Source organism: Streptomyces pseudoechinosporeus (genome assembly GCF_054783935.1).
On sequence record NZ_BAAGPS010000031.1, the window covers coordinates 49,889 to 63,407 of the forward strand.

8 protein-coding genes are annotated in these 13,519 nt (G+C 68.8%); 2 read left to right on the plus strand and 6 right to left on the minus strand.

Annotated elements, in window-relative coordinates:
• Positions 1-90 precede the first annotated feature (90 nt).
• The 5 genes from ACYVO6_RS29925 to ACYVO6_RS29945 form a co-directional block, all read right to left on the minus strand.
• A complete protein-coding gene (locus tag ACYVO6_RS29925) occupies positions 91-2,142 on the minus strand; it encodes an RICIN domain-containing protein (protein ID WP_461066565.1) in 2,052 nt (683 codons plus the stop codon).
• A 110-nt stretch (positions 2,143-2,252) separates the two neighbouring features.
• Positions 2,253-4,295: a beta-galactosidase gene (locus ACYVO6_RS29930; protein ID WP_461066567.1), complete on the minus strand. Its 2,043-nt coding sequence runs from the start codon at positions 4,293-4,295 to the stop codon at positions 2,253-2,255.
• Positions 4,296-4,346: 51 nt separating this feature from the next.
• On the minus strand, positions 4,347-5,681 hold the full coding sequence (locus ACYVO6_RS29935; protein WP_461066569.1) for an ABC transporter substrate-binding protein: 1,335 nt from the start codon (positions 5,679-5,681) through the stop codon (positions 4,347-4,349).
• A gap of 80 nt (positions 5,682-5,761) precedes the next feature.
• A complete protein-coding gene (locus tag ACYVO6_RS29940) occupies positions 5,762-6,712 on the minus strand; it encodes a carbohydrate ABC transporter permease (protein ID WP_461066571.1) in 951 nt (316 codons plus the stop codon).
• 4 nt (positions 6,713-6,716) lie between these two features.
• Complete coding sequence (locus tag ACYVO6_RS29945) at positions 6,717-7,643, minus strand: carbohydrate ABC transporter permease (RefSeq protein ID WP_461066573.1); 927 nt, start codon at positions 7,641-7,643, stop codon at positions 6,717-6,719.
• A gap of 278 nt (positions 7,644-7,921) precedes the next feature.
• Here ACYVO6_RS29945 and ACYVO6_RS29950 point away from each other — a divergent pair, with 278 nt between their 5' ends.
• Entirely contained in the window at positions 7,922-8,923 is a 1,002-nt protein-coding gene (locus tag ACYVO6_RS29950) for a LacI family DNA-binding transcriptional regulator (RefSeq protein ID WP_461066575.1), read from the plus strand.
• A gap of 387 nt (positions 8,924-9,310) precedes the next feature.
• Here ACYVO6_RS29950 and ACYVO6_RS29955 read toward each other — a convergent pair whose 3' ends face one another.
• Positions 9,311-11,488 (minus strand): acyl-CoA dehydrogenase, encoded by a 2,178-nt coding sequence (locus ACYVO6_RS29955; RefSeq protein WP_461066587.1) that lies wholly within the window; start codon positions 11,486-11,488, stop codon positions 9,311-9,313.
• Positions 11,489-11,685: 197 nt separating this feature from the next.
• Here ACYVO6_RS29955 and ACYVO6_RS29960 point away from each other — a divergent pair, with 197 nt between their 5' ends.
• A complete protein-coding gene (locus tag ACYVO6_RS29960) occupies positions 11,686-13,248 on the plus strand; it encodes an MFS transporter (RefSeq protein ID WP_461066577.1) in 1,563 nt (520 codons plus the stop codon).
• Positions 13,249-13,519: the final 271 nt, after the last annotated feature.

Here is a 13,519-nt window from a genome sequence, read left to right on the forward strand (position 1 = left end):
GACCTACCACCACACCAGTACCGCAGAAAAACGTGACGCCTCCGGCCGCCGGACCGGAGGCGTCACGCCCCACGCACAGGTGCTCGTGGATCAGTCGGTCACGTCCGTGACCCTCCAGCGCTGGTTGGAGCCGGAGTTCGGGGTCCACAGCGTCACTGCTGCGCCCTCGTTGGTGGCCTGTCCGCCGACCTCCAGGAGGCGGCCGGTGGCGGCGTTGACGAGGGTGAACGTGCCGTCACCGGTGGTCGACATGATCCACTGGGTGGCCTTGTCGCGGCGGCCGCTGTCGGGCTCCACCACCGGGGCGCCGTCACGGACGGCGAGGCGCTTGCCCTCCACCGGGTTGGTGAAGACGTACCGCTGACGGTTGTCCGTGTCACCGCTGATCTGCCGCAGCTGCCACTGCTGGCCGGCGTTGGCCGTGCCCGTGGCGGCCGACCTGATGACCAGGTTGGTGCCGTTGTCGGCGACGGTCAGTGCCTTGCCGCTCTGCACACCGGTCAGCTCGTAGGTGTGGCCCTTCTGGAGCAGCGCGGCGTCCTTGGCGACACCCGACACGCCCTTGACGACGAAGGAGGTCACCGACTGGGCGGGCACGGTGAAGGTGGCCTTGCGGTCGCTGACCTTGATGGGCTTGTGCCGCTCGAGCTTGTTGTCGGCGCTGGTCACCACGGGGGTGACGGTGGCGTTGCGGCTGACCTTGCCGAACTTCGACAGGTCGACGGTGACCGAACGGGCCTCGGTGGTGCTGTTGACGTGGACGACGCTCGCCCCGTCGCCCTTCTTGGAGACGGCGGCGGCGCTGGAGGTGTCGTTCACCTGGATCAGCCGGTCGCCGGGCTTGATGTAGTGCGTGAAGTTCCGGGCGGTGTCGAACTTCGTGTTGGTGTAGATCGGGCACGACTCGAGGGTGTCCTCGGAGGTGCAGCTGAACGGGAGCTGGATGCTGCCCCAGTTGCCGCCCTTCGCGGACTCCCCGCCGGGCTTCATGTTGTCGTAGTCTTCGACCGGCTGCCAGAACACCCAGGCGCTGGGCTCCAGTTCGCGCAGGTCGTCGACCATGCGCTGGGCGAGGCCCAGGCCCGGCCGCATGTCTGTGAAGCTCTGGCCGTCGCCCCAGTCGCCCTCGACCTCGCTCATCCACAGCGGCTTGTCCTCGGCCTTGGCGAGGTCGCGTGCGCTGGTGCGGCCGCCGGTGCCGTAGGTGTGGACGTTCATCTGGTCGACGAGGTCGCGCACCTCCTGCGGGTAGCTGAGCCAGTTCTGGGTGAAGATGTTCGGGTTGGTCTCGTCCATCGCGGAGATCTCCGCGTCGGTACGGGACTCGTCCAGGACCGGGGCCAGCGCGCGGAGCACCTTCTGCTGGAGTTCGGGGCCCATGTGGGCGCCTTCCTGACGGCCGCCGACGGGCTCGCCGTCGGGTCCCAGGCGGGTGCCCCAGTAGTCGGTGTTCGGCTCGTTGAACGGGTCGAGGGTGTCGACGTCGATCTTGTGGGCCTTCTCAAGGCGCTCGGTGGCGCCCACCAGGTACTTCGCGAAGTCCTCGACGGACTCGGGCTTCAGCTGGTCGGTCTTGGAGTCGAAGCCGCCGGAGACGTAGCCGCTTTCCGTCATGAACCAGGGCGGAGAGTTGCTGAACGTCTCCCAGTGGGTAATGTCCTTCTTGATCCGGTCCACCCACCAGCGCTGGGTGGCGTCGGCCTTCGGGTTCCAGTCGTTCTTGTCCTCGGCGCTCCACCAGTCGGTGTCCTCGCGGGTGGTGCCCGCCGGGGCCTTCCACCAGCCCTCCACGGCGCCGCCGGCACGCAGGTAGTCCTTGACGTCCGGGGCGTTGCCACCGCCGATGTTGTAGCGGGCGATGTTCAGGGCAAGACCGCTGTCGTCGAAGAGGAGCTTCGCCAGCTTCTCCCGTATCGCCGGCGGGTAGTCGCCGGTGGCGTTCGCGAACCAGACGAGGCTGGTGCCCCAGCCCTCGAACTTGTCGTGCTTGTAGGAGGGGTCGGGCCGGACGGTGACGGAGGGGGTGTCCGCTGCCGCGACCTGTGCCGTGGACGACGGGGCGGAGACCAGGGCGGCCCCGGTGGCCAGAGCGGTGAGGCCGACGGCTCCGAGGAGCCGTCTGCTGCGGGTACGGCGTGCCATCAAGTGCTCCCAACTGCGGTGGTGGTCGCTGTGCTCGTCCTCCCGCCCGTCGGGCAGGAGGGATGGCCCTCGGACGGGTGCGGTGCTGTCCGAGGAGTCGGGGGTGGGGTTCAGGTGGCGGGCTGTCGCAGTACGGCGACATCCCTGGGTTCCAGTACGAGATCGCCGTCGGCGTCGGTGGTGCCGAGCAGGACCTCTCCGGCGAGGCCGGTCAGCGGCACTGCCCCGTCGGTCCGGTTGACCAGGAACAGGAAGCGGGCGTCGGGGCCGCGGCGTACGGTCTGCTCGACCAACCCGCGTGCGGCGGCGGGCAGTTCGCTCTCGACGCCGGCCGGGTCGAGCAGCCGCGGCAGCAGGGCGGTGAGCCCTTCGACACCGAGCCGGGTGGAGACGTACGCGGCCGAACCGCTGCCCGTGGACCGGCGGGTCACCGCGGGCCGGTCGGCATACGCACCCGTGCGGTAGTGGGCCAGGACCTCCGCCTCCGGGTCGGTGACGGTGATCCGGTCGGTCCACAGCGAGCCCGTACCGGCGCCATCCAGGTCGACGGTCTCGCCGTCGAGCAGCGGACCGAACTCCTCAATGCGGATGCCGAGCAGTTCGCGCAGCGCTCCCGGGTAGCCGCCGAGCCAGATGTGGTCGTTCTCGTCGACGACTCCGGAGAAGTACGTGGTGACCAGGTGGCCGCCGCTCTCGACGTACCGCGTGAGCTCCTTGGCGAGTTCGGCGGGCACGACGTGCAGTACGGGTGTGATCAGGACCCGGTAGCGGTCGAGGTCGTTGCGGGTGGTGACGAGGTCGGCGCGGATACCGAGGGCGAGGAGCGCGGAGTACCAGTCGAGCGCTTCCTGGCGGTAGTCGAGCAGGGAGGTGGGGTGGGAGTCCTGTTCGCTCGCCCACCAGGATTCCCAGTCGAAGACGATGCCCACCGGGGCGGGTTCGCGCTCGCTGCCCGCGACCGGGGCCAGGGTCTTGAGGGTGTCGCCGAGGGCCACCACCGCGCGGAAGAGGTCGCTGTCCTCGCCGGCGTGCGGCACCATCGCGGAGTGGTACTTCTCGGCGCCGGCCGCAGACTGCCGCCACTGGAAGTAACACACGGCGTCGGCGCCGTGCGCGACGTGCAGCAGCGAGTCGCGGGCCAGGTCGCCGGGGCGCTTGGCGACGTTGACGGGCTGCCAGTTCACGGCGCTGGTGGAGTGCTCCATGAGGAACCAGGGCCGCCCGCCGGCTATGCCGCCGGTCAGGTTGGCGGAGAAGGACAGCTCGTCGCGGTCCTGGGGGCCGGGGTGGACGTAGTGGTCGTTGGAGACGAAGTCGATCTCGCCCGCCCAGTCCGGGTAGTTCATGCCCTTGGTGCCGTTCATCACCATGAAGTTGGTGGTGATCGGCACGTCGGGGGTGATCTCCCGCAGTACGTCCCGTTCCGCGCGCAGGTACTCCTTCAGCGCGTCGGAGGAGAAGCGCTTGAAGTCCAGCTGCTGGGTCGGGTTCGGGTGGGCGGCGGCCAGCCGGGGCGGCAGGATCTGCTCCCACTCGCTGTAGCGCTGGGACCAGAACGCCGTCCCCCAGGCGTGGTTGAGGGCGTCGAGCGTGGTGTAGCGGGCGCGCAGCCAGTCGCGGAAGGCACGGGCTGCGTCGTCCGAGTAGTCGTAGATGTTGTGGCAGCCCAGCTCGTTGGAGATGTGCCAGGCCACCAGGGCGGGATGGCCGACGTAACGCTCGGCCATCTTCCGCACCAGGCTGAGCGCGTACTTCCGGAACACCGGCGAGGTGGGCCGCCAGTGCTGCCGCGCCCCCGGCCACACCGTCTCACCGGAGGCGGTCACCGGAAGGATCTCCGGATGTGCCGTGGTGAGCCAGGGTGGCGGGGACGCGGTGGCGGTGGCGAGGTCGACCCCGATGCCGCCCGCGTGCAGCAGGTCCATGGCCTCGTCAAGCCAGGCGAAGTCCCACTCGTCCTGGGCCGGCTGGATGCGGGCCCAGGAGAAGATCCCCACGGAGACCAGGTTGACGCCGGCCTCACGCATCAGCCGTACGTCCTCCTCCCACACCTCACGAGGCCACTGCTCGGGGTTGTAGTCGGCGCCGTACACGAGGCGTGGGGTGGAGTCACCGTCCGGCCCGTGCAACTGGGACAGGAGGGTGGAGATCATGGTGGTCCTTCCGGTGTGCGGCACGGGCGGCGACGTGAGGGCGTACCTCGACTACTCGACGGTGAAGCCCTGCTCCTTGCCGTACTTCACGGAGGCGTCCTGCCAGGACTTCAGACCCTCGGACAGCTTGGTGTTGGAGACGTACGCCTTGCCGACGGTGTCGTTGAAGATCGAGTTGGCGTACTGCTGGAAGGGCAGGTACGACCAGTCGTCGGCCACGTTGGCCGCGGACTCGGCGAAGATCTCGTTGGCCTTCTGACCGCCGAAGTACTCGAACTCCTTGCTCTGGAACTCCGGGGACTCCAGCTCCGCCTTGGTCGCCGGGAAGGCGCCCTCGTCGATGCGGGTCTGCACGCCCTCGCCGGAGTTCGCGTACTCAGTGAAGGCGTAGGCGAGTTCCTTGTTCTTGCCCAGCGTGGGCAGGGCGAGGGAGCTGCCGCCGTTCTCCGCGCTGGCCTTGTCGCCCTTGGTCCAGGCCGGCATCGGGGCCGCACGCCAGTCGCCGGAGGCCTGCGGCACGCCGGTGACGAAGTTGGCGGGCATCCAGGCGCCGGTGGTCAGGGTGGCGAGGGTGCCGTCGCCCAGGCCCTTGTACCAGTCGTCGGTCCAGCCGGTGATGGGCGCGACGAGCTTCTCGTCGATGAGCGGCTGCCAGGTGTCGGTGTACTTCTTGGCCTTGGCGTCGGAGAAGTCGACCTTCACATTGGTGCCGTCGACCTTGTAGGGACGCGAACCGGCCTGCCACAGCGCGCTGGTGGTGAAGCCCGCGTCACCGGCGTCGGCGGCGATGTAGACCTTGGGGTCGGCCTTGTGCAGCTTGCGGGCCGCGTCCACGTACTCGTCCCAGGTGGTCGGGACCGCGACCTTGTGCTTGTCGAAGACCGCCTTGTTGTAGAACATCGCCATCGGGCCGGAGTCCATCGGCAGGCCGTAGACGGCGTCACCCTCGTTCACGGCGTTCCACGGGCCGGGGGTGTACTTGTCCTTGAGCTTGTCGGCGCCGAAGGGGGCCAGGTCAGAGAGGCCCTTGGTGAGGGCGTACTGGCTCAGCGCGAAGTACTCGACCTGCGCGACGTCGGGGACGCCCTTCTCGGCCGAGATGGCGTTCGTCAGGGCGGTGTAGTGCTTGTCGCCCGACCGCTCGGCGACGAGGTTGATCTTGACTTTGGGGTACTTCTTCTCGAAGTCGGCGGCGACCGTCTTGAGCGTCGGCTCCCAGGCCCAGACCGTGACCGTGCCGCCCTTCTCCAGGGCGGCCTGCATGTCATCGGCGGAGACCGGCTCATTGCCGGCACTGTCGTCGGAGTCGCCGCAGGCGGTCGCGCCGAGGGCGAGGACGGAGAGGACTGCTATGCCGCGCATCAGGCGGCTTGTGGTTCTGCGCATGGAGGTGCTTCCACTTCTTCGTGGGTGGGACAGGGCGAGGGTTTTGACGTTGTGTGGGGGCGTGGGGCCTTCAGGGAGGGTCACTCCTTGACGCTTCCGGCGGCGAGCCCGGACTGCCAGTACTTCTGCAGCAGCAGGAACGCGGCGATCAGCGGCACGATGGTGAGCAGCGAACCGGTGATCACCAGGTTGAAGATCACGTCACCGCCGATCGTCTCGGCCTGGGAGTTCCAGGCGCTCAGCCCCAGGGTCAGCGGGTACCAGTCCGGGTCCTTGAGCATGATCAGCGGCAGGAAGTAGTTGTTCCACGTCGCGACCGTGGTGAACAGCAGCACGGTCACGATGCCGGGGGCGAGCAGCGGCAGGGCGACCTGGAAGAAGGTGCGCGCCTCGCTCGCTCCGTCCACACGGGCGGCCTCAAGCAGTTCGACGGGGATGGCCTCGGTGGCGAAGACCCACATCAGGTACAGGCCGAAGGGCGAGACGAGCGAGGGCAGGATCACCGCCCACGGGGTGTCGGTCAGCCCCATCTTGCTGAACATCAGGAAGGTCGGCACCGCCAGGGCCGTACCCGGGACCGCGACCGCGCCGATGACCGTGGCGAAGACGCCGCGCTTTCCGGGGAAGTCGAACTTCGCCAGCGCGTAGCCGCCCAGGATCGCCAGGAAGGTGGCGCCGCCGGCGCCGAGCACGACGTACAGCAGGGTGTTCAGCAGCCAGCGGGTGAAGATGCCGTCGTTGTACGTGAACGTGTCGCTGATGTTGGACCACAGGGCGAAGTCGTCGGCGAACCACAGCCCGGATGAGTCGGCCAGCCCTTCCTGGGTCTTGGTGGCGCTGATGACCAGCCAGATCAGCGGCACCACGGTGTAGAGCAGCATCAGGCCGGTGAGCACGGTCAGCAGCACACTGCGCTTGGGGCGCCCGGGGGTGTGCTTCTTGCGGGGTGTACGCAGCCGGGGGGTGCCCTTGCCGGAGCCTGCGGCCGGAGGGGTCGGGGGCTTGGCGGCGGCGGTGAGAGGGGTGCTCATCGGGTCACGCTCCCTTGCGCATGCCGCGAAGCTGCACGATGTAGGCGATCACCATGGTGATCAGCCCCATGATGATGGCGACCGCCGCGGAGTAGTTCTGCTGCTGGCCGTTGAAGGACAGCGAGTACGTGTAGAAGTTCGGCGTGTAGTCCGTCGTGATGGCGTTGCGCGCCAACTGCCGCAGGATGTTCGGCTCGTTGAAGAGCTGGAAGCTGCCGATGATCGAGAAGATCGTCGCGATGACGAGGGCACCGCGGATGGCGGGAAGCTTGATGGCGGTGATGACGCGGAACTGTCCGGCGCCGTCGATCTCCGCGGCCTCGTAGAGGGAGTGCGGGATGACCCGCAGCGCGGAGTAGAAGATCAGCATGTTGTAGCCGACGAACTCCCAGGTGACGATGTTGCCGATCGACGCCAGGACCAGGTCGGTCGAGAGCGGGTCGGGCAGCGTGACACCGAAGGCTTCGTTGATGTCGCCCACCAGGCCGTAGCGGGTGCCGTACATGAAGCCCCACATCAGGGTGGCGACCACGGCGGGCACGGCGTACGGCAGGAAGATCGCGATCCGGAAGAAGTCCTTGCCGTACAGCCGCCCGCTGTCCAGGGCGAGCGCGATCAGCAGGGCGATGCCGAGCATGATCGGCACCTGGACGACGAGGAAGAGCGAGACCCGGATCAGGGAGTCCCAGAACCGGTCGTCCTCGAGGGCCTGGGTGTAGTTGTCCAGGCCGACGAACTGGTTGCCGCCGATCAGCTGGTCCCGGAAGAGGCTGAGGTAGATCGAGTAGGCGATGGGAGCCAGGAAGACGAGGGCGAAGACCGCCACGAAGGGGCCGATGAACCCCCACCCCTTCCAGGAGCGGCGGTTCCCTTTCGCCGGGGGCCGGGCCGGAGGCCGCTTTGCGGCCACCGGCGGTTCTAGCGTCGTCATGTCGTTCCTCGTTCGTCCATCCCGGAACCGGCGTTGTGCGCCGCCGAAGATGTTTGCGTAAACATTCCTCTTTGCGAGGGTCCATGGGCTGTTATGTTTACGTAAACATCTGATGGCGGAATGTCTACACTGCCCCGATGACGACGGTCAAGGGTCGGCAGCGGAAACTGCGCCCCGAGCGACAAGGGAGACCGGTGGACACCGCGGACAGCGCGCCGGCGCCGAGGGCACGAGTGCGTACCAGAACAAGAGCAGGTCGCCGCGCACAGAGCGCGTCCATGGCGGATGTCGCCCGGCTGGCCGGCGTCTCCTCACAGACGGTCTCCCGCGTTTCCAATGGTTATGAAGGCGTGACCGAGGAGACCCGCCGTCAGGTGCTCGCGGCGATGGAGGAGCTGGGCTACCGCCCCAACAGCGCCGCACGGGCCCTCAAGCGCGGCGAGTTCCGCACCATAGGCGTCATCACCTTCGGCCTGGCCACCACGGGCAACGTCCGCACCCTGGAGGCGATCGCCACCTCCGCGGCCCACGAGGGCTACGCCGTCACACTCCTGCCCGTCGCCGTCCCCACACAGAACGAGGTCCGCGGCGCGTTCTCCCGCCTGGGGGAACTGGCCGTCGACGCCGTCATCGTCATCCTGGAGGTGCACCTGCTCGACGCGGTGACCCTCTCCCTCCCGCCGCACGTCCGCATCGTCGTGGCCGACTCGGACGCAGGGGACCGCTACACCGTGGTCGACAGCGACCAGGCAGGCGGCAGCCGCACCGCCGTACGCCACCTCCTGGAGCTCGGCCACCACACGGTCTGGCACCTGACCGGCCCCGAGGAGTCGTACGCAGCAGAGCGCCGCGCCCAGGCCTGGCGCACCGAACTCACCGAGGCCGGACGCCCCACCCCACCTCTCGTACGGGGCGACTGGTCGGCCGAGTCCGGCTACCGGGCCGGGCTCGAACTGGCCCGCCAGAAGGACTGCACGGCGATCTTCGCCGCCAACGACCAGATGGCGCTCGGCCTGTTGCGCGCCCTGCACGAAGAGGGCCGGAAGGTACCGGACGACGTCAGCGTCGTCGGCTTCGACGACATCGCCGAGGCCGGCTCCTTCCTGCCTCCCTTGACCACCGTCCACCAGGACTTCGCTGAGGTGGGGCGGCTTTGCGTGGAGGGGGTGCTGCGGCAGATGCGGCATGAGGAGACGGAGCATGGGACGACGCTGGTGCCGACGCGGCTCGTCGTGCGTAGCAGCACGGGGCCGCTGAGCGCTCGGCTGGAACGGGGATGAACCTGCGGGTTCGTGGGTGGTTGCTCGCGCCGTTCCCCGCGGGGTGCCTCCGGCGGTGGGGCGGCTGCGGGTGCGTGGTGGTTGCTCGCGCCGTTCCCCGCGCCCCTGGGGTGCGTGGTGGGTCGGGGCCGTGGGCCGGTGCGTCAGCCCGTCGCAGGCGGGGCATACGGCCCGGTGTTGGTACAGGGTGCGGGTGGCCTGAGACCGAACCTACGCGACGGGCATACGACGCACCGGCCCACGGCCCCTCCCGCCGGCGGGAGACTGCGGGCACGTCGTGGTTTGTCGCGCCCACGCGGCGGAGCCGCACATCGATACAGCCCCGCGCCCCGCGGCGGAGCCGCAGAATGTCACAGCCCCGCGCCCCTTTAGCTGCTTGGGGGCGTCTCAGTCCCGCGGTAGCCCGAGGATCCGCTCGGCGACCACGTTCAGCTGCACCTGTGTCGTGCCGCCGGCGATGGTCAGGCAGCGGGAGAGCAGGAAGCTGTGCACGGCCCGCTCTCCCGCTCCCTCGCACAACGCACCCTGCGGGCCTAGGAGTTCGAGGGCGAGTTCGGCGATCTTCTGCTGGTGCACGGTCTGCACGAGCTTGCGTACGGAGGCTCCCGCGCCCGGCTCGAGGCCCGACACCTGTTGCATCGTCGTGCGGAGGCCGATGCAGGCCAGCGCGTGTGCCTCCGCCAGCAGGGCGCCGAGGCGGACGCGTACGGCTTCGTCCAGGTCGGTGGCGAGGAGCGCCTCGATGCCGGTGCCGAAGGTCAACTGGTCGGCCATGTGGACGCGTTCGTTGCCGAGGGTGTTGCGGGCGACCTTCCAGCCGTCGTCGACGGCACCGATCACCGCGTCCGCAGGCAGCATCACATCGTCGAAGTAGACCTCGTTGAACAGAGATCGGCCGGTGATCTCCTTCAGCGGGCGGACATCGATACCTTTCGTGTTCTTCATGTCGACGACGAAGTACGTGAGCCCCTTGTGCTTGGGCGCCTCCGGATTCGTACGGGCGAGCAGGATCCCGTAGTCCGCCCAGCGGGCCGAACTCGTCCACACTTTCTGCCCGTTGACGCGCCAGCGCCCGTCATCCATCCGCTCGGCGCGCGTCCGCAGCGAGGCGAGGTCGGACCCGGCGCCGGGTTCCGAGAACAGCTGGCACCACAGCAGGTCCCCGCTCAGCGTCGGCAGCAGATACCGCTCCTGCTGCTCCCGCGTCCCGTACGCGATGAGCGACGGTACGACCCAGGTGGCGATCCCCAGGTCACTCAGCCGTACGCCCGCCGCTGCCAACTCCTCTTGTATGGCGAGCTGTTGGACGGGCCCGGCGCCGAGTCCGTACGGGGCGGGCAGATGCGGGGCGGCGTATCCGGTGGGCGCCAACTCCCTTCGCACAGCGGCCGGTTCGAGGCCACGCACACGCTCGACGACCTCCCGGACCTGAGCACGGTAGCCCGCTGCTCCCTCCGGCAGATCCAGCCGCAATTCCCTCCGTACGCCGCCCTCCGCGAGCCGCACGGCGCGCAGCCGGTGTGCGTCGCCCGTGCCGAGCAGCTGCCGCGCCACCATCGCCCGCCGCAGATACAGATGGGCGTCGTGCTCCCAGGTGAACCCGATCCCGCCGAGGACCTGAATGCAGTCCTTGGCGCAGGAGTACGCGGCGTCCAGGGCATCGGCGGCGGCAAGGGCAGCCACCAACTCCCGTACGCCGTCCGGCTCTTGAACCGCACGCGCCGCGTCCCAGGTGAGCGCCCGGGCCCGTTCGACCCGTACCAGCATGTCGGCGCACAGATGCTTCACGCCCTGGAAACGCCCGATGGGCTGCCCGAACTGCTCCCGGACCTTGGCGTATTCGGAGGCGGTGTGCAACGCCCAGGCGGCGGTGCCACAGGCATCCGCGGCGAGGACGACGGCGGCCAGGTCACGCACCAGCGCGGAGTCGACGGCCTCGATGGGGAGCACACGGTCGGCGGGGACGCGCACCCCGTCCGCCCGGACCTCGGCGGTGGCGCGCGTCGGGTCGGCGCTCTCGTGCGCCCGTACGGCCAGCTCAGCGGCATCGACGGCCATCCACACCGCCCCGCCCGCCCTGTCCGAGGCAGTCAGGATCAGCAGGTCAGCGTCGGCCCCGGACAGCACGGGCGGGGCGACCCCGTCGAGAAGGTACCCGCCCCCCTCACATGAGACAGCGGTCAGCGACCCCGCCCCGAACGCAACAGCCGCCACCCGCTCCCCCGAGGCCAGCGCCCGCACCAACTCATCCACCTCATCCGCGCCCGCTCGGACGAGCACGAGCGAGGCCAGGAGGGTAGGAACATACGGCCCTGGCAGTGCGGCCCGCGCGGCCTCCTCCACCACCACGGCCAGATCGAGGAGATCGCCGCCCCCACCGCCGTACGCCTCGGGCAGATGCACACCGAGCAACCCCTGCGCGGCGAGCCCGTCCCAGTACGGAGGCCTGCCCTCGCCGGGTGAGTCGAGGAGTTTGCGTACTTCCTCGGGCGGCACCGCCCGCGCGATCCAGCCGCGCACGGCTTCGGCCAGTTCCCGCTGTTCACGCGTGATCCCGATCCCCATGCCCATGCAGGCCTCCCCAAGGTCGGCGACAGGCTAGAACACGTTCCAATCTGATGGAAGGTCAGATGATGCCCGAATGCTGACGAGGGGTCAGATGGTCAAGAATTCATTAGGGACCCGAAGCAAGGGAATAGTTGCCTTGGCGCACGGGGTTCACCGTGCACGTACCGCACGCACGTCCCCGGAGGCCCCTCCCGATGCCCGAGACCCAGACAACGACGGACCAAGATCCCACGCGGAGACCGATCGCAGATGCCGATTCCGGCACCGGCGCCGGAATCGTCCCCGTACTGGCCTTCGCGGGCATCGTTGTCGCGGTGATGCAGACCCTGCTCGTGCCAGTCATCAAGGACCTGCCGGAGCTGCTGAACACCTCCCCCGGCAACGCCACCTGGGTCATGACCTCGACCCTGCTCGCCGGTGCCGTGGCCACCCCGATCATGGGCCGCCTAGGTGACCTCTACGGCAAGCGGCGGATGCTGCTCACGAGTCTGGCCGTGATGGTGGTGGGCTCGCTGATCGCCGCTTCCACCAGCGAACTGCTAGTGATGATCATCGGCCGTGCCCTCCAGGGCTTCGCGATGGGAGCCATCCCGCTCGGCATCGGCCTGATGCGCGACGCGCTGCCGCGCGAGAAGCTCGGCTCGGCGATGGCCCTGATGAGCTCGTCGATCGGCGTCGGCGGCGGACTGGCGCTGCCGCTCGCGGCGCTGGTCGCGCAGAACGCCGACTGGCACGCGCTGTTCTTCGGCTCGGCGGCCCTCGGCACCCTCTCAATCCTCCTCACCCTCGCCTTCGTACCGGAGTCCCCGCTGCGCGCAAAGGGCACCTTCGACGTACCGGGCGCACTCGGCCTCTCCGCGGGCCTGGTCCTCTTCCTCCTGCCGATCACGAAGGGCAGCGACTGGGGCTGGGCCTCGGGCACGACGCTCGGACTGTTCGCAGCGGCGGCGATCGTCCTCTTCCTGTGGGGCGTGATGGAACTCCGTGTCCAGGCCCCACTCGTGGACCTGCGCACCACAGCCCGCCGCCCCGTGCTCTTCACCAACCTCGCCTCGATCATGGTCGGCGTCGCCTTCTACGCCGTATCACTCGTCCTCCCCCAACTGCTCCAGCTGCCGACGGCGACCGGCTACGGCCTCGGCCAGTCGATGGTGGTCGCGGGCCTGTGCGTGGCCCCTCTCGGCCTGACGATGATGTTCACGGCTCCGGTGTACGGGCGCCTGTCCGCCAAGTACGGCCCGAGGAGCACGCTCATGATCGGCATGCTGATCATCGCGGTCGGGTACGGCGCCGGCCTCGGCCTGATGAGCGCGGCCTGGCAGACGGTGGTCATCGCGGTGGTCCTGGGCGCGGGCATCGGACTCGCATACTCCTCGCTGCCCGCACTGATCATCGGCGCCGTCGACCCGTCCGAGACGGGTGCGGCCAACGGGCTCAACACGTTGATGCGGTCGATCGGTACGTCGGTGTCGAGTGCCGTGATCGGAATGGTGCTGGCGAACACGGCGAACCAGGTGAACGGGGTCGCGGTTCCCACGATGTACGGATTCAGGGTCTCGTTCTTGATCGCCGCCGGGGCTGTCGCGGTGGGGCTGCTGTTCGCGCTGCTGCTGCCTCGCCAGAGCAAGGCGCGCGCTCCGCGGGTTGGGCGGGTCGAAAGCGGCGGGCTGGCTGTGGCTGAGCGAAACGCTCCGCGGATAGGGCCGCACGAAGACCGCGGGTCGGCTGTAGCTGAGCACCACACGCTCCGCGGGTAGGGCCGCACGAAAGCCGCGGGTCGGCTGTGGCTGAGCGCGCAGTTTCCCGCGCCCCTGAAGGGGCGCCCTGGCCGAGGCCACTTTGACCGGTCCGGTAATTGGAAGGTTTGGGCAACGATCGCCGGAAAAACCCCTGTTCAGCAGGCCATCGACCGATGACCGACTGTCCCAAACCTTCCAATCACTACGGATACGGGGAGGTCGGGACCCAGGCCTCCGTAGATGTGACACTTCGAGGGAATCTGTAACGTTCGCAGAAAACCACCTCCCC

What these genes read in the sequence shown, in the direction of transcription:
- ACYVO6_RS29940 (WP_461066571.1), bottom strand. Translation starts at nt 6,712, where the DNA reads ATGAGCACCCCTCTCACCGCCGCCGCCAAGCCCCCGACCCCTCCGGCC.
- ACYVO6_RS29945 (WP_461066573.1), bottom strand. Translation starts at nt 7,643, where the DNA reads ATGACGACGCTAGAACCGCCGGTGGCCGCAAAGCGGCCTCCGGCCCGG.
- ACYVO6_RS29935 (WP_461066569.1), bottom strand. Translation starts at nt 5,681, where the DNA reads ATGCGCAGAACCACAAGCCGCCTGATGCGCGGCATAGCAGTCCTCTCC.
- ACYVO6_RS29930 (WP_461066567.1), bottom strand. Translation starts at nt 4,295, where the DNA reads ATGATCTCCACCCTCCTGTCCCAGTTGCACGGGCCGGACGGTGACTCC.
- ACYVO6_RS29950 (WP_461066575.1), top strand. Translation starts at nt 7,922, where the DNA reads ATGGCGGATGTCGCCCGGCTGGCCGGCGTCTCCTCACAGACGGTCTCC.
- ACYVO6_RS29955 (WP_461066587.1), bottom strand. Translation starts at nt 11,488, where the DNA reads ATGGGGATCGGGATCACGCGTGAACAGCGGGAACTGGCCGAAGCCGTG.
- ACYVO6_RS29960 (WP_461066577.1), top strand. Translation starts at nt 11,686, where the DNA reads ATGCCCGAGACCCAGACAACGACGGACCAAGATCCCACGCGGAGACCG.
- ACYVO6_RS29925 (WP_461066565.1), bottom strand. Translation starts at nt 2,142, where the DNA reads ATGGCACGCCGTACCCGCAGCAGACGGCTCCTCGGAGCCGTCGGCCTC.